Origin of the sequence: Shewanella hafniensis, assembly GCF_019655335.1 — a bacterium.
GTDB lineage: Bacteria > Pseudomonadota > Gammaproteobacteria > Enterobacterales > Shewanellaceae > Shewanella > Shewanella hafniensis.
In genome coordinates this window covers 25303-44565 of the sequence record NZ_BPFD01000039.1, presented here as the reverse complement: position 1 = coordinate 44565, position 19263 = coordinate 25303, and the positions used below count along the sequence as shown (strand labels likewise).

The window sequence follows — 19263 nt, the reverse complement described above, 5'->3', positions numbered from 1 at the left end:
TTACTCACTCGAAAGTAAAGTAATTTCGATTAACTCAACACCTGTGAGTGTCCACACAGATTTCTTGTTTTATCTTGTTAAAGAGCAACTCAATATTCGTAAGAGAACTTGAGTACCACACTGAGCGCCGAACGCTTCCAGTTGGCTAGGGCTGCGTATTCTACGCATTTCCCGTTTCGCGTCAAGGAGTTTTTGCAAACTTTCTCAACACTCATCAATCAGTAAACTCATCGATGAACTGTCACATCAGGCTACTTAACGCTGTCTGCCGTGTCAGTGGATGCGCATTATAGGGAGATTAAGAAAGTCCGCAACCCCTATTTTAAGGAAATTTGCAGTTAATTCTAATTATCTAATCTAGCCACACCATACCCACCACTTACCCCCAAAGTTATCCACAAAATAGCGCTTTATCTGTAATTTGGCCCAATTGATTGCCAGCGTACAGTATCAAGACAAAGGGATCATGAGCATGAATGCTATCAGATTTAAATGAGAATAACGGCTGCTCGAACTGGAATATCTCACCTCCACTTTTATATAGAGTCGTTAATGGGAGAATTACGGGGAACAACAGAAGAAGATGACACTCTGAGTGTATTTGGCGATGAAGATACTTTACTTATATATAGTAATTGCCTCCCATCAACCCACCATAGAAAGTCGAAACGATGTACTCAGCAATAGAAAGAGGGTCTCCTTGATACTTATTCGTTAGCAACTGGCTACATTAGATATCAGCATATAATAGTAGTAGCAGTAATAAGTAGTGCAGAGATCATTCGACTCTATTCACCTTCATCTATTTCCGAGTGAGCGGATTAGCTCGCACTCCAAAGTAATTGTCCGCAGTCGGTAAGATCATAGCCACCCAGTAGCGCCGCCATTTGCCTCGAGTGGCCGCTCGCCAACATAGTAAAGAGTTGTTGAAGCTGACGACGGAAGTAAATGCTTTGCGGCATAACGAAATCGAAGGACTCTTTAATCAGTGGCACGAAACTCAAACCACTCTCCAATGCCACCGATTGACAACCAAACCCGATATCGGCATCACCACGGGCGATATAACCTGCCAGCTCGCGTTCACTATAGGCCGTCAGCACGACATTAAGCTGATCTAAGCGAGCGCCTTGCTTTAACAACCAATGTTCTAAATGTTGCTGGCTACCCGCGCCGCCCTGACGACTCACCCAACGCCAAGGTAAGTTCACGACTTTATCTTCCTCTTGGCATCTGTGGTGCATATCGGCACGCATGATCAATCCTTGCTGGCGGGAGTAACCGTGCACCATGATCCATTGTTGGTGATTGTTATACCCTTTAAGTAAGGCGGGATGGCGGATATTGCGATCCTCCATACTGCCCCAGTGCAAGGTACACACATCGGCATAACCTTTAGCGAGTAACTCTAATCCTAAGCGCGAACCTGTCGCGCTGTAGCTTATCAACTCACGACTACCGACTTGTGCCATCAAGCGCGCCACCAGCATAGATAAGAGTGGATCGTCACTGCCGGTGATCAATAAACGGTCGGTGAGCATGCCGCTGTGGCACGAATCCATCACCCAACGGTCGATTAGCACTTTCGGGAATAGCCATTTACCGGTGATTTTAGTAGCGGGGAGAATTCTATCATTGGCCATGGCGTAGACTTTTTTCTCGTTCAGATCTAGATACTCGGCCACTTGCTTCGCACTCATGTAAACCAATTCACTGGCAGACGTCATCTTGTTTCCTTGTCTTATTCTTTATTACTGCATGTAAGTCTTAGCATTACTGTCTTAGCTAATTAGGGACTAAGGAGTGGTATTGGCATCAAATTGCAGATTTTCACTGCCGTGATACACCAAAAAGTGACGACCTTTAGCGCGGGCGATAATAGTAATGCCTAACCGCTGCGCCAGTGCTAAGCCCATCTGAGTGACGCCGCTACGTGATAGCAAAATGGGGATCCCCATTTTGGCGACTTTAATCACCATTTCAGAGGTTAAGCGGCCTGTGGTATAAAAAATCTTGTTATCACCACGATCCTGCGTCAGCCACATATCCCCTGCCAAGGTATCAACGGCGTTGTGACGGCCGACATCTTCAACGAAGGCCATAATCCTATCGTCTTCGCACAAACCACAGCCATGCACAGCGCCAGCATTCTTATAGGTTTCGTTATAGTCGTTGATATTTTTCAATAAGCTATACAGCGTGCTTTGCTTCAAACTCGGTGTAGGTAAATTGATGTTATCGAGATCCTGCATAAAGCTGCCATAAACCGTGCCTTGACCACAGCCTGACGTCACGGTTTTTTCGGAGAGTTTCTCGTCGAGATCGGCGATTTGTTCGCGGGTAATCACAGCCGCAGAACTCACATCCCAATCGACGATAACAGAGTCCAGCAGGCTCACATCCGAAATAAAACCTTGGTTCTTCAGATAACCTAACGCCAGAGACTCAGGTTTTGCCCCTAGGGTCATTAGCGTCACTATGGGACGCCAGTTTAAATAAACGGTAAGTGGCCGTTCACAGGCAACAAATTTATCCAGCACTTCCCCCGCCTCATTCACTGCTTTTACGGCAATGGTTAAGGGCACTTCTGCTTGGGTTCTCACAAAAGAACACTGATGAGACTTTCGAGTGGAGTTCACTGCAACTTCTTTATCTGTGCCCATGCTGTTTTCCGAAATCATAATACTACCGCTTAACGAGTCATGGCCTGAGCATAGCAATATTTGTACCTAGGCATAAAACTCGGGGTTAAATGCGTGATCTGCCGCAATACTGATTTTTCATTAGCCCTTTTATGTCCCAAACAAAAACCAGCATTGGACAAAATGTCCAATTTTTAGAGGTTTTTTGATGATCTACTTCAAACTAATACCCCATGTTTACTGGCACCAATATTGCAGTGACCTTTTATTGCAATTTGTTGGTAAAACCGATCCGTTCAATCGACGGTTCGTCCATCAACACGGCTGAGACGGAGAGACAATGCAACATACAACGAATGTTTGGCCCATGTACGTTTCACTCAAAAAAGTAGAGAAACAAGTTGGCCGCTGGACCTCAGTACAATGGGAAATTGAACATCTACTTCCCGCCACCCATCAAGCCCCAGACAACGCCACATTAGTTCTACTCGAACTGCACAAAGACGAACGAGCCAGCTATCGCCTCAATCTCGATGTCGATAACGCTATGCTGTATTTAGTGTGCGATGAAACGGCCGATGGCACTTGGATACCCGCAGCGCTGTCGGCGGATCAAAACGTCGCCGCAGGTTGTCTTGAGGGTAATACCCCTGTTATCAACCTACTGATGCCAGAAGCAATAGCTTGCTGGATTGAAGCCTTTATTACCCAGCATGGCGAAGTCGAAATCGCCGCCCATCGCCGTAAGCATGTCGATGGCCGTAAGAATCAAGGCCCGAGTCACGATCCACTTCGGAGGGACTAATGGCTGAATCCACGCAAAAAACGCCTGGGCTACTGAGTCGCTGGAACCAAAGGCGCGAACAAGTTGCCGCTGAGCAAGCACGAGAAACTCAAGCGCCGATCGCGACCGAAGCCACTGTGGCAGTTGAGCCGCTTCAATCGACAGAGCCCGCAGTAGAGTCCAATACTGCCGAGCATGACGATCCGAATCGCATGCTCACTGCGGCGGATTTACCTAATCCTGACGAAATTGAAATTGGCGGTAGCTTTGCGAGTTTTATGGGCGCGAATGTTGATCCGGCGGCGAAATCTGCGGCACTGAGAGCGCTGTGGAAACAACCGCATTTCAACGAGATAGATGGACTTTTGGAATATGCGCTCGATTACAGTAATCAGCCCAAACTCAGCGCCGAAGTTTCAGCAGAATTAGCGCAAAAAGTCTTCCGCTACATCACCAAAGACAGCGAAACGCCGGATGAAGAATTAACCTTAGCTAAACAAGCTGCAGAAACTAATCCATCCGCTAGTCTTGATGTAAGCGAAACTACGACTCAAGCAGTCGACACCGAAATGGCAGCAGAGCCGATAGCGGACAATTTGGATGGGGAGATTGATGACCTACCCCAAAATGCACCAGAGCCCTCGGCTCAGGTCCAAACCCGAGTTGTTTAACGTCAGTTTAGCTAATTTTAATGTCCGTAACTTTGGTATGTGAATTGCTGTACTAAGGCATAAAAAAGCTTAGATAAAAGCAGAAAAGGCAATGACTTACTTATTACCAGCCGCCTAAATCTGCCCAGATACAGTAAAACAAGAAACAGCCAAAGTACTGTTCAGGAACGCAATGTGAGCACTCATTTGATGACCAATCAAACCCAAGAAGCGTTAAAACAAGCGCGGCAACAGGTGTTAGCGCAAACTCAGATGTTGCAGAATCTGATCCCGCCAACCGTCAGCTACACTACTGAAGGCAATGTCCTTATTATCGGCCCAGAAGATCTGGCTCGCCTCGCCGCGGACAAATTGTCCACTATGGCTCATCGCGTGATTTTGGCCAACGAAGCCATTACCAGCCAAGATGAAGCGCATCTTGAGCGCGTGATGGCGGCGGCAACCGATGTCGAAAGTTACTACAACAAACTCATTGGCGTAAAAGGCTTTTTAGGCCAATTCCAAGTCAGTGTTGAACATCAAGATGGCGCGGCCGAACTCAGTTTAGTGGCGATTCGTAAACCCCATTTCGATATCGTGCTCGATTTAAGCAATACAGCTTGTTTGAACTTAGAAATGCTACCTCCCGGTTATTTCTATGTCGGCCAAGACGCCGAGAAACTCGAAGATGCCCTCGCGCAAATTCCCGATCTTGTCGGCCAATTCGACAAGCCTCGCTACGTCAAAATCAACCCAGATATTTGTGCCCACGACCGCAATGGCATCAATGGTTGCAATCGTTGCCTTAACTTTTGCCCAGCCGATGCAATTAGCAGCGTGGCGAAGAAAATTGAAATCGACCCATACCTTTGCCACGGCGCAGGCAGTTGTACCAGCGCTTGCCCAACGGGTGCTATCAGTTACGATCTACCGACGCCGCAGGCCTTACATTCATATCTAAACAAAGTCGTTAGCCGTTTCCGCGAGCACGCCCAAACCGCACCGGTGATTTTGTTTCACGATAATGCCGTCGGCGCTGACTTTATTAGCGACGATCTAGCGGGTGATGTTATCCCCGTCGCCCTAGAAGAAATTACCGTTGCCAGTTTAGATCATTGGCTGTCGGTACTCGCTTGGGGCGCACGCCAAGTACTGATCCTCAACACAGACGCCACGGCGCCAACTCTCACGCAAATGCTTAAAGGCGAGCTTTCGTTAGCCAACAGCATTTTAGATGAAATGGGTCAGCCACAACGTATCAGCCTCATCGACCCAAGCAAGCTTGCCGATTTAGATTCGATGCTCGATATCAGCTTAGATTGGCCCGTGATCGTGCCCGCTGCATTTGTCTCGACTACCAAACGCAACACGCTATTTGAAGCGATAGATCACCTCAATAGCCAAGCGGGTGAAATCGATACTTGCCTTAGCCTCAGCAACATTCCCTTTGGCAAAGTCAGCGTGAATGTCGAAAAGTGCACTATGTGTATGTCCTGCGTGGCAATTTGCCCAACTGTGGCATTGCAAGATGGCGGCGACAAACCTGCACTACACTTTATTGAGCAAAACTGCGTGCAATGCGGCTTATGTGATGCAGCCTGTCCTGAGAAGGTTATCAGCCTAACGCCACAAATTAATTTTGATAAAGCTGCTCGTCAGCAACAACACACCCTGAAAGAGGAAGCCCCCTTCGAATGTATTCGCTGCGGCTCTCCTTTTGCGACCCAATCTATGGTGCATCGGATGCTGGATATGGTCGGCGCGCACAGCGCATTTTCTGCCAATATTGAGCGCTTGAAAATGTGTGGCGACTGCCGGGTAAAAGACATGTTTGAAGACATTCTTCAAGATCCTGAAAAGCAACTGCGATAAGAGATCCGCTATGACCGAATCAGTAAGACAAGTTTCAGAAAACGATCAGTTGAGAGCCGATATCTATCAACTGTTAGCCGCCCTATTGCGCCGTCAGCCGAGCCCTGAACTGCTGCAATTTTTGGCCAATCTTGAAATCGATGCCAATGAAGACAACGAGATGACCAAGGCTTGGTTATCCGTGCAGCTCGCCGCCCAGCAGTTCAACAATGAACAGCTCGAAGACGAGTATTTTGCGCTATTCCTCGGTGTAGGTTCTGGCGAGATCTTGCCCTACGGCAGCTGGTTTATGACCGGCTCTTTAATGGATAAACCGCTGGCATTACTGCGCCAAGACCTAATGCAACTCGGATTTGAGCGCGAAGACAACGTTAAAGAACCCGAAGATCACGTAGCCGCCCTGTGTGAAGTGATGGGAACCCTGATTTTAGAAGCGCCGAGCTATCGCCAACTGGCTTTTTACCAACGCCATATCGGCAGCTGGATTGGCCGCTTCTGTGACAGCTTAGCCAAGGCACCCAGCGCTGCGTTTTACGCAACCGTCGCCCAGCTGGCAAAAGCCTTCTTTGAAATGGAAGCCAGTGCCTTTGAACAACTGAGCTTAGATATTCCCGTCAATTGCCCAGGCAGCGCTGACCTACAACCGGCCACCAGCGATTTAGCAAAACCAGTAGAGTTAATGAACTGAGACTAAACTGAATGAAAGCGCGACATGTGCGTGCTAGATGTCAATGCTAGATGTCAATGCTAGATGAGTTCAAACCGCGAAGGTGAAGTCACACGCACCTTCGCAACAATAACGAAAGCTTAGGCTTTCACAATAACCGAGGTGGTCGCCGTTTGTGCCACCTTAATCCCGCAACACAAGGAGACACTATGAAGAAGCCAGCTTCCGACATGGGCCGTCGTCAATTGCTCAAAGCATTGGCACTCGGCAGTGCGGCAGGCGCAGTGGTAACCGTGAGCAGTCAGGCGTTAGCTTCGACAAAAACGGCAGCAACCACAGAGCCTAAGAGTGAGAACTACCGCGAAACCGACCATATCCGTAACTATTATGCGTCGTTGAACAACTAACCAGAGGAGAGTGTGTGATGCGATTAACCCGCAAAACAGACCAGGTTGTCGAATCTAAAGCGCCAGCACTGGGTCTCAATCGTCGTCAGTTCTTGAAATCGGCAGGTCTTGCCACAGGTGGCATAGCTGCGGCGTCCATGCTAGGTACAGGCATGATGCGTAAAGCTCAAGCCCAAGAAGACATAGGCCACAATGTTCCCACCGAAGTTAAACGTACCATCTGTTCTCACTGCGCCGTCGGTTGTGGTGTATATGCAGAAGTACAAAATGGCGTGTGGACAGGCCAAGAACCGGCATTTGACCATCCCTTTAACCAAGGCGGACACTGCGCGAAAGGTGCGGCACTGCGTGAGCACGGCCACGGTGAAAAACGCCTGAAATACCCAATGAAGTTAGAAGGCGGCAAGTGGAAAAAGATCTCTTGGGATCAAGCGATTAATGAAGTCGGCGACAAGATGGCAGCGATTCGTCAAGAGTCGGGTCCAGATTCCGTTTACTTTATGGGTAGCGCCAAGTTTTCTAACGAACAAGCTTATTTATATCGCAAATTAGCGGCACTGTGGGGCACGAACAACGTCGACCACTCAGCCCGTATTTGTCACTCTACCACAGTAGCCGGTGTTGCTAACACTTGGGGCTACGGTGCGCAAACCAACTCGTTAAACGATATCCGCAACTCTAAGTGCGTCATGTTTGTGGGTTCAAACCCAAGTGAAGCCCACCCAGTCGCAATGCAACACATTTTGGTGGCTAAAGAACGCGGCGCCAAAATTATCGTCGTAGATCCTCGTTTCACCCGTACTGCAGCGAAATCTGACGAGTACGTGCATATCCGCCCAGGTACAGATATCCCCTTCATTTATGGCCTGTTATGGCACATTTTTGAAAACGGCTGGGAAGATAAAGACTTTTTAAAACAACGTGTATACGGTATGGAACGTATCCGCGAAGAAGCCAAAAAATACACTCCAGAAGAAGTTGAGTTGGTTGCAGGCGTGCCTAAGGCGCAAATGTACCGCGTTGCCAAGATGATGGCCGAAACCAAACCCGGCACTATCGTTTGGTGTATGGGCGGTACTCAGCATCACGTTGGTAATGCCAATACCCGTTCATACTGTATTTTACAGTTAGCCCTTGGCAACATGGGTGTTTCTGGTGGTGGGACTAACATCTTCCGTGGTCACGATAACGTACAAGGTGCAACGGACTTCGGTCTGTTATTCGACAACTTACCCGGTTACTACGGTTTAACCTCTGGCGCTTGGGCTCACTGGTCGAATGTATGGGACTTAGATCCAAAATGGGTAGCCAGTCGTTTCGACCAAGGTGAATACTTAGGTCAAACACCACAAACCTCAACCGGTATTCCTTGCTCTCGCTGGCACGATGGGGTGTTAGAAGATAAAACCAAAATTGCGCAGAAAGACAATATCCGTCTGGCGTTCTTCTGGGGACAATCGGTGAACACTGAAACCCGTGGTCGCGAAGTGCGTGAAGCATTGAACAAGATGGATACTGTGGTGGTGGTCGATCCGTTCCCAACCATGGCAGGGGTGATGCACCAACGTAAAGACGGTGTATATCTGTTGCCTGCGGCGACCCAGTTCGAAACCTATGGTTCAGTTTCAGCGACCAACCGCTCAATCCAATGGCGCACTAAGGTCATCGAGCCGCTGTTCGAATCTCTGCCAGATCATGTGATCATGTATAAGTTCGCCAAAAAATGGGGCGTTGAAAAAGAATTCTGTAAGCACATTCAAGTGAATGGCGACGAGCCTTTAATTGAAGATGTGACCCGCGAATTCAATACCGGTATGTGGACTGTTGGTTACACGGGGCAAAGTCCTGAGCGTTTAAAGATGCACCAAGAAAACTGGGGTACTTTCGACGTCAACAGTTTACAAGCTCCCGGCGGCCCAGCTAAGGGTGAAACCTATGGCTTACCTTGGCCATGTTGGGGCACTCCAGAGATGAAACATCCTGGTACCCAGATCCTGTATGACCAATCAAAACACGTAAAAGACGGTGGCGGTAACTTCCGTGCCCGTTACGGTGTAGAGCACGATGGCGTCAACATTCTCGCCGAAGGTTCATTCTCTAAAGGCAGTGAGATTCAAGATGGTTATCCTGAATTTACCGCCGACATGCTCAAGCAATTGGGTTGGTGGGATGAACTTACTGATGCGGAGAAAAAACGCGCCGAAGGCAAAAACTGGAAGACAGATATCTCTGGTGGCATCCAACGTGTTGCGATCAAGCATGGTTGTATTCCATTTGGTAATGCGAAAGCCCGTTGTATCGTTTGGACTTTCCCAGATGATATCCCGAAACATCGTGAACCACTTTACACTCCTCGTCGTGACTTAGTCGCTAAGTACCCAACCTACGAAGACCGTATGGTTGCGCGTCTGCCGACCTTGTATAAGTCAATTCAAGATAAGGACTTTACCCAAGGCTTCCCACTGACACTGACCTCTGGTCGTCTAGTGGAATACGAAGGCGGTGGTGAAGAATCCCGTTCTAACCCTTGGCTTGCTGAGCTGCAACAAGAAATGTTCATCGAGATGAACCCTGCGGATGCTGCGGATCGCGGCGTGCGTGACGGTGACAATGTCTTTGTACATGGGCCAGAAGGCGCCAAGATCACGGTTAAGGCTATGGTGACACCACGGGTTATTGCCGGTGAATGTTTTATGCCATACCACTTTGCAGGTGTGTTTGAGGGCGAAAGCCTAGCGAAAAACTATCCTGAAGGCACAGTGCCTTACGTGATAGGCGAATCGGCAAACACCATTTTAACTTATGGCTACGACGTTGTGACTCAGATGCAAGAAACTAAGTCCAGCCTATGCCAAATCAGCAAAGCCTAACCTACTTGATGAGGAGATAAGCCATTATGGCAGTCATGAAATTTCTGTGTGACACCAAGCGCTGCATCGAGTGTAACGGTTGTGTCACTGCATGTAAGAACGAAAACGACTCCGCTCTCGAGTGGGGAATCCAACGTCGCCGCGTGGTGACAATTAACGATGGTCAACCGGGTGAAGCATCGATTTCAGTGGCATGTATGCACTGTACTGACGCTCCCTGCATGGCCGTATGTCCGGCAGATTGTTTCTACCGTACCGACGATGGCATAGTGCTGCACAACAAAGATACCTGTATCGGTTGTGGTTATTGCTTCTATGCTTGTCCATTTGGTGCACCGCAATTCCCGAAAAAGACTGCGTTTGGTAGTCGTGGCAAGATGGACAAGTGTACTTTCTGCGCCGGTGGCCCAGAAGAAACCTTCTCCGAAGCCGAGCGTAAAAAATACGGCGCCAACCGTATTGCTGAGGGCAAGTTGCCTATGTGTGCTGAGCTTTGTTCGACAAAAGCCCTGCTCGCGGGTGATGCGGAAGTGGTATCCAATATCTACCGTCAACGTATGGCCTCTCGTGGCAATCCTAACGTGATTTGGGGTTACAACCCCAAGACAGGTGAGATTAACTAAGCAGAGCGAGGGTTAGGGAGTCATCCCTAACCTCTGGCAAGGAGTGAAAATGTTAAACAAACAGTTAAACAAATCACTGCGCAGTCTGTTTGCTCTGTTGGTGCTCGTCATGGGATTGGGATTAGGTTCAGTAATGAGCGCAAGCCCAGTACACGCAAGTGATCAGCAATCGAGTCAACAACAGGCGAAAGCGCAAACCAGCGAGGCCGATCTTTGGCGCGCGGTAAAAGCAGGCGATGCCGGCTATACCACGGCTAAAGGGGTCGAAACTGGGGTGTTGATTAACGTTGCCGGTAACCAAGGTAAAGAACTGAGAAACCAATATCTAACCCCGATTATGGCTTTAGCCGTTGTTGGTGTGTTTGGGGCTTTCTTATTGTTCTATCTGGTGAATGGTCCATCAAAACTCAGCAAGGGCTTTTCAGGCAAGTTAGTGGCGCGTTGGTCAAAGGCGGATCTGTGGATCCACTGGATCATGGCGAGTAGCTGCCTGACACTGATGTTTACCGGTTTAACCATAATGTTAGGTAAGCATGTTGTTCAGCCAATGTTAGGGCCTGATCTGTGGGCACCATTGATCTACGGCAGCAAAACCATCCACGATTGGGCAGGTCCCATCTTTATCGCGGCTTGGGCAGTCTGTGTGGTGAAATGGATGCCACTACAAACCTTCAAGATGTATGATTTGAAATGGTTTTTAGTGGTCGGTGGTTATATCAACTTTGGTCCATTCAAAGGTAAACACCCTGACAGTGGTTTTGCTAACGCTGGTGAAAAAATGTGGTTCTGGACCCTGATGTTATTTGGTTTATTCATCAGTGTTTCAGGCATCATGTTGGTATTACCTGGCTTAGACTTGCCGCGCGAAGCCTCCATGGGTGCGCTACTGATCCACTCTATCAGCGCCATTATCCTGATTGCCTTTACCATAGTGCATATTTGGATGGCGACCGTATTGAGCGAAGGCGGTATGGAGTGTATGAAGTCAGGCTATTGTGATGAAAACTGGGCAATCCAGCACCATAATCTCTGGTATGACGAAATCAAAGCCAACGGCAACTTAAAGTATAAAGACTAAGTTAAACCGCAGCTTTTAGGTCCTTAGAACACCCCGCCATGCGGGGTGTTCTTTTATCAGCACTTCATTAGATAATACAAAAACTTAACACCTGAAACTCCGTGATACAAAAAGCCACCAGCGCCCTGCTCCCAAGGGAGTTTCGAAACTATGAGCGAGTTAACGCTTTAAGAGAACGGCTGCCGATTTCAACACTGCAAACTGTCCTAGATCAATTCCTACTCAACCCTTTCCTACTATATTGCCGTCACGCGCGATGATTGATGGCAAACAAGATGATTTCATTATCTTTCCCACCGCTAATCTTCACTTTTTGATAACAAGATAAACCCCACAAAAAGCCGTGCGATCTCAAAACTAAACCCTAATTTCAGGAGTCAGCATGAAGCAGCAACCCAGCGATTTATCTCGCCGATCTTTGCTCAAAGCGCTCACCGTCGGCAGCGTAGCGGGTGCCACGATTGCCGCAACCGGCATGAGCGTGGCACAAGCCAGCGAGAGCAGCAAGGTAACCACCAAAGCGTCAAAGGGTTACCACGAAACTGCGCACATCAGCAGCTATTACAATAGCTTGCGCAGCTAATCTAGGAGAAGTCAGCGATGAAGTTAACTCGCAAGTCTAGTGTCGCCCCAGTGGCAGACAAACCGGCGTTAGGCATTAGCCGTCGTCAATTTATGAAGCACGCAGGTATTGCCACAGGTGGTATTGCCGCAGCATCTCTGATGGGCACAGGCATGATGCGTCGCGTCGAAGCCAAAGAAGTGCCGCATGATGCCCCTATCGAAGTCAAACGTACTATTTGTAGTGCCTGCGCCGTCGGTTGTGGTCTGTATGCTGAAGTACAAAATGGCGTGTGGACGGGTCAAGAACCCGCATTCGATCACCCCTTCAACGCTGGCGGTCACTGTGCTAAAGGTGCGGCACTGCGTGAACATGGTCACGGTGAAAAACGCCTGAAATACCCAATGAAATTGGTTGATGGCAAGTGGAAAAAAATCTCTTGGGAAGATGCGATTAACGAAGTGGGCGACCAAATGCTCAACATTCGGAAAGAATCCGGCCCAGACTCAGTGTACTTCATGGGTAGCGCTAAATTCTCAAACGAAGGTTGTTACATGTACCGCAAACTAGCGGCCATGTGGGGCACAAACAACGTCGACCATTCAGCTCGTATTTGTCACTCTACCACGGTAGCCGGTGTTGCTAACACTTGGGGCTACGGTGCGCAAACTAACTCCTTTAACGATATCCAAAACGCGAATGCGATTTTCTTTATCGGTGCCAACCCTGCAGAAGCCCACCCAGTGGCGATGCAACATATTCTGATCGCGAAAGAAAGAAACAACGCAAAAATCATCGTCGTTGATCCACGTTTCTCTCGTACTGCGGCGCATTCAGATCTGCACTGCGCATTGCGTCCAGGTACAGATATTCCTTTTATTTACGGTATGTTATGGCACATTTTTGAAAACGGTTGGGAAGATAAAACTTTTATCCAACAACGTGTTTTCGAGATGGACACCATTCGCGCCGAGGCGAAAAAATTTCCACCTAAAGAAGTAGAAAACATCACAGGCGTGAGCGAAGCCGAGGTTTATCAAGCCGCGAAACTCATGGCTGATAACCGCCCTGGTACTGTGATCTGGTGTATGGGCGGTACTCAACACCACGTCGGTAATGCCAACACCCGCGCTTACTGTATTCTGCAATTAGCGCTAGGTAACATGGGCGTGTCAGGCGGCGGTACTAACATTTTCCGTGGTCACGATAACGTGCAAGGCGCGACTGACTTAGGTTTGTTATTCGATAACTTACCGGGTTACTACGGCTTAACAACGGGTGCTTGGACCCACTGGACCCACGTGTGGGATCTGGACATGGAATGGATGAAGAGCCGTTTCGATCAAGGCACTTATCTTGGCCGTGAACCTATGACTACGCCCGGTATCCCTTGCTCTCGCTGGCACGATGGTGTGTTAGAAGAAAAAGGCAAACTTGCGCAGCAAGATAACATCCGTATGGCCTTCTTCTGGGGACAATCGGTCAACACCGAAACCCGTCAACGTGATGTACGTGATGCTTTAGACAAGATGGACACTGTGGTCGTTGTCGATCCATTCCCAACTATGGCAGGTGTGATGCATCGCCGTAAGAATGGTGTTTACTTGCTACCAGCAGCGACGCAATTTGAAACTGAAGGCTCAGTGTCTAACTCTGGCCGCAGCCAACAATGGCGCGAAAAAGTCATAGAGCCACTGTTTGAATCTAAAACCGATATCGAAATTATGTATCGCTTAGCGCAAAAACTAGGGTTTGCTGAGCAGTACACTAAGCGCATAGCCAAAGAAAATGATTTGCCTGTGATTGAAGACATCACCCGCGAAATCAACCGCGGTATGTGGACTATCGGTATGACGGGCCAAAGCCCTGAACGCCTGAAACTGCACACCCAAAACTGGGGCACCTTCAGCAATAAGACGCTCGAAGCCGCAGGCGGCCCAGCGAAAGGCGAAACCTACGGTTTACCTTGGCCATGTTGGGGCACACCAGAAGCGAAACACCCTGGCACCCAAATTCTGTATAACCAATCGAAACACGTTAAAGACGGTGGTGGTAACTTCCGCGCCCGTTATGGTGTTGAATACAATGGTAAAAACCTATTGGCCGAAGGCTCTTTCTCTAAAGGTGCTGAAATCCAAGACGGTTACCCAGAGTTCTCCGATAAGCTGCTCAAACAACTCGGTTGGTGGGATGATCTGACTGCTGCAGAAAAAGCCGAAGCCGAAGGCCGCAACTGGAAGACAGACTTGTCAGGCGGCATAGTACGCGTGGCGATCAAGCACGGTTGCATTCCCTTTGGTAACGCCAAAGCCCGTTGTATTGTTTGGACTTTCCCAGACCAAGCGCCTGTGCACCGTGAGCCGTTATACACGCCTCGCCGTGACTTAGTGGCAAAATACCCTACCTATGCCGACATGCAAGTGCACCGTCTGCCTACGCTGTATAAGTCAATCCAAGACAAAGACATGAGCGTCAAGTATCCACTGGCATTGACCTCAGGTCGACTAGTGGAATACGAAGGTGGCGGTGAAGAATCTCGTTGTAACCCTTGGCTAGCAGAACTTCAACAGGAAATGTTTGTTGAGATAAGCCCTGCCGATGCTGCTGATCGCGGTATTCGTAACGGTGATTTCGTGTGGTTAGAAGGCGCCGAAGGTGGCCGCATTAAGGTACAAGCCATGGTAACCCCACGGGTTAAACCTGGCGTGACCTTTATGCCATACCACTTTGCGGGTGTGATGCACGGTGAAAGTTTAGCGCCTAATTACCCAGAGGGCACAGTACCTTACGTTATCGGTGAATCCGCTAACACTGCGCTGACCTATGGTTATGACCCTGTGACGCAAATGCAGGAAACCAAGGCATCACTGTGTCAGATCGTTAAAGCGTAAGTGCAGCTTAAGCTAGGAGAATTGCCATTATGGCTACAATGAAATTTTTGTGTGATACCAAGCGCTGCATCGAATGTAACGGTTGTGTCACTGCCTGTAAAAACGAAAACGACTCCGCTCTCGAGTGGGGTATCCAACGCCGCCGCGTCGTGACCATTAACGATGGTCAACGCGGAGAAGCCTCTATCTCTGTCGCCTGTATGCATTGCTCAGACGCGCCATGTATGGCGGTTTGCCCTGCAAACTGCTTCTACAGAACTGACGACGGCATAGTGCTACACGACAAAGATGCCTGTATTGGTTGCGGTTACTGCTTGTACGCCTGTCCGTTTGGCGCACCTCAGTTCCCGAAAAAAGGTGCCTTTGGTAGCCGCGGTAAGATGGATAAATGTACCTTCTGTGCCGGCGGTCCAGAAGAAAACCACTCAGATGCAGAGCGCCAAAAATACGGTTCAAACCGTATTGCCGAAGGCAAACTGCCTATGTGTGCAGAACTGTGTGCGACTAAAGCCCTTTTAGCGGGTGATGCAGAGGTGGTTTCTAGCATCTTCCGTGAGCGTGTGGCTTACCGTGGCGCTAAAAACGCGGCTTGGAATTAATTCAGGTCAACAGGATCTGTCCACAGACTTAGCTTGGCGCCTGCAGGCAGGCGCCACTAAGCGAGAGAGGATGTATGATGAACAAATGGTTCAAACACATAGGCTTAGCCATAGCACTGTTATTTAGTGCCGTGTGTCTAGCCAATGGTGGTGATGACCAAGCGCTCCAACCTCAAGCCTCTGATGCCCAAATTTGGGCACAGCTAAAGGATGGCGCCACGGGATACACTACCTCCCAAAGCGAGTTCCACGCTCAACCGATCAATACCTATGATCTGCGGGTGCTCGAACTACGTAGCGACTGGTTAGCACCGGCCTTAATGGCAGCGCTATTCGGCATGATCATTATCTTTGTCTTATTTATCAAGGTGAACGGCATCTCCAAGCTACACCATGGTTTTTCAGGCAAGTTAGTGCATCGCTGGTCTAAGTTTGACGTTTCAATCCACTGGTTAGGCGCAATCCCGTGCTTGCTGTTGATTTTAACAGGCTTAACCTTGCTAGCGGGTCGCTTCTTCTTCCAACCTTGGCTCAGCGAAGGCATATGGGAAGCTATCGTCTATGGCGCTAAGCAAATCCATGACGTGATGGCGATTCCCTTCATGATAGGTTGGGCATTAATGACCACCCTATGGGCGAAAAACCAGCTACCAAAAATGTACGACGTGAAGTGGTTCTTAGTGGTCGGTGGTTACATTAACTTTGGCCCGTTTAAAGGTAAGCACCCAGACGCAGGTTTTGCCAACGCCGGTGAGAAAATGTGGTTCTGGGCCTTTGCCCTGTTCGGATTAGTGATTTCAGCCTCGGGCATGTTGTTACTGTTCCCAAATCTTTTCGAACCAAGCCGTACATTAAGCTTGATCGCACTCGTCCTGCACTCAGTGAGCGCCATAGTGATCTGTGCTTTCTCTATCGTGCACATCTTCATGGCAACGGTAATGTCTGAAGGCGGTATGGAGTGTATGGTGTCCGGTTATTGTGATGAAAACTGGGCAACTCAACACCACAACCTGTGGTACGACGAAATCAAAGCCAACGGCACTTTGACATATAAAGAGTAAAAGTCGCTGAAAATACAAAACCTCCACAGCATGCTGTGGAGGTTTTTTTATGGGTAAAATAAGTGCGTTAAATCGAGCGCTTAAAAGCGGTACATCACAGAGACGCCGAGATTTCTGGGGTCGATAATCGCCGCATAACCATCGGGGTAACTGCGGCTGGCGGGTTCATTTACCGTCAATGCTTGCTCATCAAACAGGTTGTTTATAAAACCGCTGACTTTCCAGCTATCGGTTTGATAATCGAGGCTTAAGCGAGCCACCACATAGTCACCAGCCACCCGTGATTCGGTATTATTGATATCCGCAAAATACTCACCCACATAGTTGCCTGAAAAACCGAAAGAAAACGCATCGCCCAACCAATATTTTAAGCCCGCATTGGCGGTCATGTGCGGCGCCGAGTTCAGCTGATTGCCGATAATGTCACCATAGCTAGGATCCGCTTGTTTGATCTCACTATCGAGTAACCCTACGCCCGAAATAAATTGTAGGTTTTCGGTTAACATGGCGCTAAATTCAGCCTCAATACCGTAGCTGACCGCTTTATCGATATTGGTAATTTTGCGGGCGCTATTAGACGCCTGATAACCATCAAAATCGTTGTAGAAGAGGTTGGCACTCAAGTTAACATCGCCATTGGCAAATGAGCTGCGACTGCTGAGTTCATAGGTATTGACGTACTCTTCGTCGTAATAGTAATACTCACTTTCGGCTAGCGACAGCGCACCGCCGCCCGAGTTATAACCCCGACGCACGCTGGCCGCCAAGGTCGTGCTGTCATTCAGCGCATATTGCAACACCAGCTTCGGCAGGGTGACGGTATTGGCATCGTCGAGTTTTTCCTGCAATTGGCTGCCCTGATAGAGCATATTGAAGTTACGTAATTGCTCGTCACGCATCACGCGGCCGCCGACAGTAACCCAGAGTGACTCGGCAAGCCCATAGGTTATTTCACCGTAAATGGAGGTGGACTTAGTGCTGTCATCACCACTGTAAACGGAACTGCCAGTACTGCCAAAATCTTGGCTGCGTTTAAAATAGGCTAAACCCACAAAGCCGTTGAAGTCTTTATCTTTAAGGCCAAAGCTGTATTTACCATCGACAGTGTAACTCTGGTCGCTCATATCGACATATTGCTGCGCCGTGACAAGGGGTTCATAGGATTCAAAGCCCCAGTCATAATCCATATAAGCCACGATGAGATCTAAGGCGCGCCCTTCACCGAGGTCATAATCAACTTTCACTGAGTGAGTCGTCGATTTAGTCTCGATATATCGCTGGAAAATGGGTTTAAACGCCCAAGGATCATCACCGGTAAAATAGTTACGTCCAGAGTCACCTTTCTCATCATTGTATGAAAAGCTGTAGAGCACTTTGAGATCTTCAATCGCACTCGGTTGCCACAGGAATTTACCGCGCCAGCGATTGGTGATCAGTTCATTTTGATCAAAGGTGGCGGGATTAGTCTCGTATTCCAAGCCTTTATTGAAGGTATTCCCTGTCACATTTTGTCCGCTCACCCTAAATGCCAACTCATCATCGAGGATCGGGCCTGAGAGCATCACCGCACTGTCGATAAAGTTATCTTGATTACGATAACCGACACGAGCCGCGCCTTGCCAATCGAAGGTCGGGTCTTCGGTTTTAATAAACACTGTGCCGCCAATGCTGTTACGACCGTTAATCGTCGATTGCGGACCGCGGTACACCTCAATTTGTTGGATATCCCACAGACCAGTATCACCAGTAAGATCGGCAACAAAAGGCTCAGCAACCCCATCGACTAAGGTGGATACCCGCGCCCGAGCGCCACCGGTAAAAGAGTTAAATCCAGAGGCTGAGCCATTACCTGAAACCCCACGGATATCCGGCACAGAACCCGATAGCACCACCACGTTAGGTACTTCAGATAAAGCACTCGAGGTGGATTGATATTGACCGCTGTCGAGCGCTTCCTTGTCGATCACCGAAATAGAAGAGGTTGTATCCTTAAGGCTACGTTCAATCTTTTCACCATAAACAGTAATCTTCTCAATAGGTTCAGAAGATTCAGCATCTACGCCTGCATAAGCTGAAGATATCAACAAACTCGAAACTATTGCGGCAATTGCACTTTTTTTAAACGCCCTGCATTCCATAAGAACCTCGACAGCGATCATTGATTAAACGGTGTTAGCTTGAAATGCCGACAATCTACATTAAAACAACCTTAAAACCAAATGATAACCAATATCATTTACATTAAGTTTATGGCTTTGTGACTGACCGCAAATTTGCGTGTGATGATAAGTAAAAGAGTGAACTGGGAATAAGTGCGACTTACGTTGACAGGGACTAGAGCTTGTTGACGTTTTGCGATTAAATTTTATTCGCCATGGCAAGCTCGTGATCGCGAAACAAAGAGTGAAGTGCCGTTATTCCTCCCACCTGAGGAGCAGCTCGTATAATTGATAGTACGAGCAGAAGCTTGCCAGACGAACCCTTTGGGCAGCGTTTGCGTGTTTTGCGATCTGCGTCACAATCGCCTTTTGCACTGTTAATAAGCTGTAGAATGGCG

The 19263-nt window shown here is 48.6% G+C and carries 15 protein-coding genes; 12 read left to right on the top strand and 3 right to left on the bottom strand.

Annotated elements, in window-relative coordinates; all coding sequences use genetic code 11:
• Window positions 1–821: 821 nt before the first annotated feature.
• Window positions 822–1727 (bottom strand): substrate-binding domain-containing protein, encoded by a 906-nt coding sequence (locus K5Q99_RS12485; RefSeq protein WP_006083558.1) that lies wholly within the window; start codon window positions 1725–1727, stop codon window positions 822–824.
• Between the two features lie 69 nt (window positions 1728–1796).
• Window positions 1797–2663, bottom strand: a complete 867-nt coding sequence (locus K5Q99_RS12480; protein ID WP_246604480.1) for a formate dehydrogenase accessory sulfurtransferase FdhD — start codon at window positions 2661–2663, stop codon at window positions 1797–1799.
• 319 nt (window positions 2664–2982) lie between these two features.
• Between K5Q99_RS12480 and K5Q99_RS12475 the strand changes: the two genes are divergently transcribed.
• The 12 genes from K5Q99_RS12475 to K5Q99_RS12420 all read left to right on the top strand — a co-directional run bounded on the left by K5Q99_RS12475 (window position 2983) and on the right by K5Q99_RS12420 (window position 16706).
• Complete coding sequence (locus K5Q99_RS12475) at window positions 2983–3447, top strand: DUF3305 domain-containing protein (RefSeq protein WP_106649092.1); 465 nt, start codon at window positions 2983–2985, stop codon at window positions 3445–3447.
• Window positions 3447–4097: a DUF3306 domain-containing protein gene (locus tag K5Q99_RS12470; protein ID WP_220777040.1), complete on the top strand. Its 651-nt coding sequence runs from the start codon at window positions 3447–3449 to the stop codon at window positions 4095–4097. The genes K5Q99_RS12475 and K5Q99_RS12470 overlap by 1 nt, the downstream gene beginning before the upstream one ends.
• A 189-nt stretch (window positions 4098–4286) precedes the next feature.
• A complete protein-coding gene (locus K5Q99_RS12465) occupies window positions 4287–5948 on the top strand; it encodes a 4Fe-4S dicluster domain-containing protein (RefSeq protein WP_220777043.1) in 1662 nt (553 codons plus the stop codon).
• Window positions 5949–5958: 10 nt separating this feature from the next.
• A complete protein-coding gene (locus tag K5Q99_RS12460; RefSeq protein ID WP_106649089.1) occupies window positions 5959–6636 on the top strand; it encodes a TorD/DmsD family molecular chaperone in 678 nt (225 codons plus the stop codon).
• Between the two features lie 188 nt (window positions 6637–6824).
• Window positions 6825–7022, top strand: coding sequence for a twin-arginine translocation signal domain-containing protein (locus tag K5Q99_RS12455; protein ID WP_006083564.1), 198 nt, complete (start codon window positions 6825–6827; stop codon window positions 7020–7022).
• 17 nt (window positions 7023–7039) lie between these two features.
• Window positions 7040–9892 (top strand): molybdopterin-dependent oxidoreductase, encoded by a 2853-nt coding sequence (locus K5Q99_RS12450; RefSeq protein WP_106649088.1) that lies wholly within the window; start codon window positions 7040–7042, stop codon window positions 9890–9892.
• A 26-nt stretch (window positions 9893–9918) separates the two neighbouring features.
• Complete coding sequence (fdh3B, locus tag K5Q99_RS12445; RefSeq protein ID WP_106649087.1) at window positions 9919–10515, top strand: formate dehydrogenase FDH3 subunit beta; 597 nt, start codon at window positions 9919–9921, stop codon at window positions 10513–10515.
• Window positions 10516–10564: 49 nt separating this feature from the next.
• Window positions 10565–11593: a formate dehydrogenase subunit gamma gene (locus K5Q99_RS12440; RefSeq protein WP_012090498.1), complete on the top strand. Its 1029-nt coding sequence runs from the start codon at window positions 10565–10567 to the stop codon at window positions 11591–11593.
• A 382-nt stretch (window positions 11594–11975) separates the two neighbouring features.
• A complete protein-coding gene (locus K5Q99_RS12435) occupies window positions 11976–12176 on the top strand; it encodes a twin-arginine translocation signal domain-containing protein (protein WP_012090499.1) in 201 nt (66 codons plus the stop codon).
• 17 nt (window positions 12177–12193) lie between these two features.
• The gene (locus K5Q99_RS12430; RefSeq protein ID WP_220777039.1) at window positions 12194–15046 is read left to right on the top strand and encodes a molybdopterin-dependent oxidoreductase; all 2853 of its coding nucleotides are present in this window, start codon (window positions 12194–12196) and stop codon (window positions 15044–15046) included.
• Window positions 15047–15075: 29 nt separating this feature from the next.
• Window positions 15076–15645 carry a formate dehydrogenase FDH3 subunit beta gene (gene fdh3B, locus K5Q99_RS12425; protein ID WP_105250558.1) on the top strand — a complete coding sequence of 190 codons (570 nt, stop codon included), beginning with the start codon at window positions 15076–15078 and terminating at the stop codon, window positions 15643–15645.
• Window positions 15646–15722: 77 nt separating this feature from the next.
• Window positions 15723–16706, top strand: a complete 984-nt coding sequence (locus K5Q99_RS12420) for a formate dehydrogenase subunit gamma (protein WP_106649085.1) — start codon at window positions 15723–15725, stop codon at window positions 16704–16706.
• Between the two features lie 80 nt (window positions 16707–16786).
• On the opposite strand, the gene K5Q99_RS12415 is transcribed toward K5Q99_RS12420, so the two are convergent.
• The gene (locus K5Q99_RS12415) at window positions 16787–18844 is read right to left on the bottom strand and encodes a TonB-dependent receptor (protein WP_220777038.1); all 2058 of its coding nucleotides are present in this window, start codon (window positions 18842–18844) and stop codon (window positions 16787–16789) included.
• Window positions 18845–19263 lie beyond the last annotated feature (419 nt).

What these genes read in the sequence shown, in the direction of transcription:
- K5Q99_RS12470 (WP_220777040.1), top strand. Translation starts at nt 3,447, where the DNA reads ATGGCTGAATCCACGCAAAAAACGCCTGGGCTACTGAGTCGCTGGAAC.
- fdh3B (WP_105250558.1), top strand. Translation starts at nt 15,076, where the DNA reads ATGGCTACAATGAAATTTTTGTGTGATACCAAGCGCTGCATCGAATGT.
- K5Q99_RS12440 (WP_012090498.1), top strand. Translation starts at nt 10,565, where the DNA reads ATGTTAAACAAACAGTTAAACAAATCACTGCGCAGTCTGTTTGCTCTG.
- K5Q99_RS12485 (WP_006083558.1), bottom strand. Translation starts at nt 1,727, where the DNA reads ATGACGTCTGCCAGTGAATTGGTTTACATGAGTGCGAAGCAAGTGGCC.
- K5Q99_RS12475 (WP_106649092.1), top strand. Translation starts at nt 2,983, where the DNA reads ATGCAACATACAACGAATGTTTGGCCCATGTACGTTTCACTCAAAAAA.
- K5Q99_RS12435 (WP_012090499.1), top strand. Translation starts at nt 11,976, where the DNA reads ATGAAGCAGCAACCCAGCGATTTATCTCGCCGATCTTTGCTCAAAGCG.
- K5Q99_RS12450 (WP_106649088.1), top strand. Translation starts at nt 7,040, where the DNA reads ATGCGATTAACCCGCAAAACAGACCAGGTTGTCGAATCTAAAGCGCCA.
- K5Q99_RS12480 (WP_246604480.1), bottom strand. Translation starts at nt 2,663, where the DNA reads ATGGGCACAGATAAAGAAGTTGCAGTGAACTCCACTCGAAAGTCTCAT.
- K5Q99_RS12460 (WP_106649089.1), top strand. Translation starts at nt 5,959, where the DNA reads ATGACCGAATCAGTAAGACAAGTTTCAGAAAACGATCAGTTGAGAGCC.
- K5Q99_RS12415 (WP_220777038.1), bottom strand. Translation starts at nt 18,844, where the DNA reads ATGGAATGCAGGGCGTTTAAAAAAAGTGCAATTGCCGCAATAGTTTCG.
- fdh3B (WP_106649087.1), top strand. Translation starts at nt 9,919, where the DNA reads ATGGCAGTCATGAAATTTCTGTGTGACACCAAGCGCTGCATCGAGTGT.
- K5Q99_RS12420 (WP_106649085.1), top strand. Translation starts at nt 15,723, where the DNA reads ATGAACAAATGGTTCAAACACATAGGCTTAGCCATAGCACTGTTATTT.
- K5Q99_RS12430 (WP_220777039.1), top strand. Translation starts at nt 12,194, where the DNA reads ATGAAGTTAACTCGCAAGTCTAGTGTCGCCCCAGTGGCAGACAAACCG.
- K5Q99_RS12465 (WP_220777043.1), top strand. Translation starts at nt 4,287, where the DNA reads ATGACCAATCAAACCCAAGAAGCGTTAAAACAAGCGCGGCAACAGGTG.
- K5Q99_RS12455 (WP_006083564.1), top strand. Translation starts at nt 6,825, where the DNA reads ATGAAGAAGCCAGCTTCCGACATGGGCCGTCGTCAATTGCTCAAAGCA.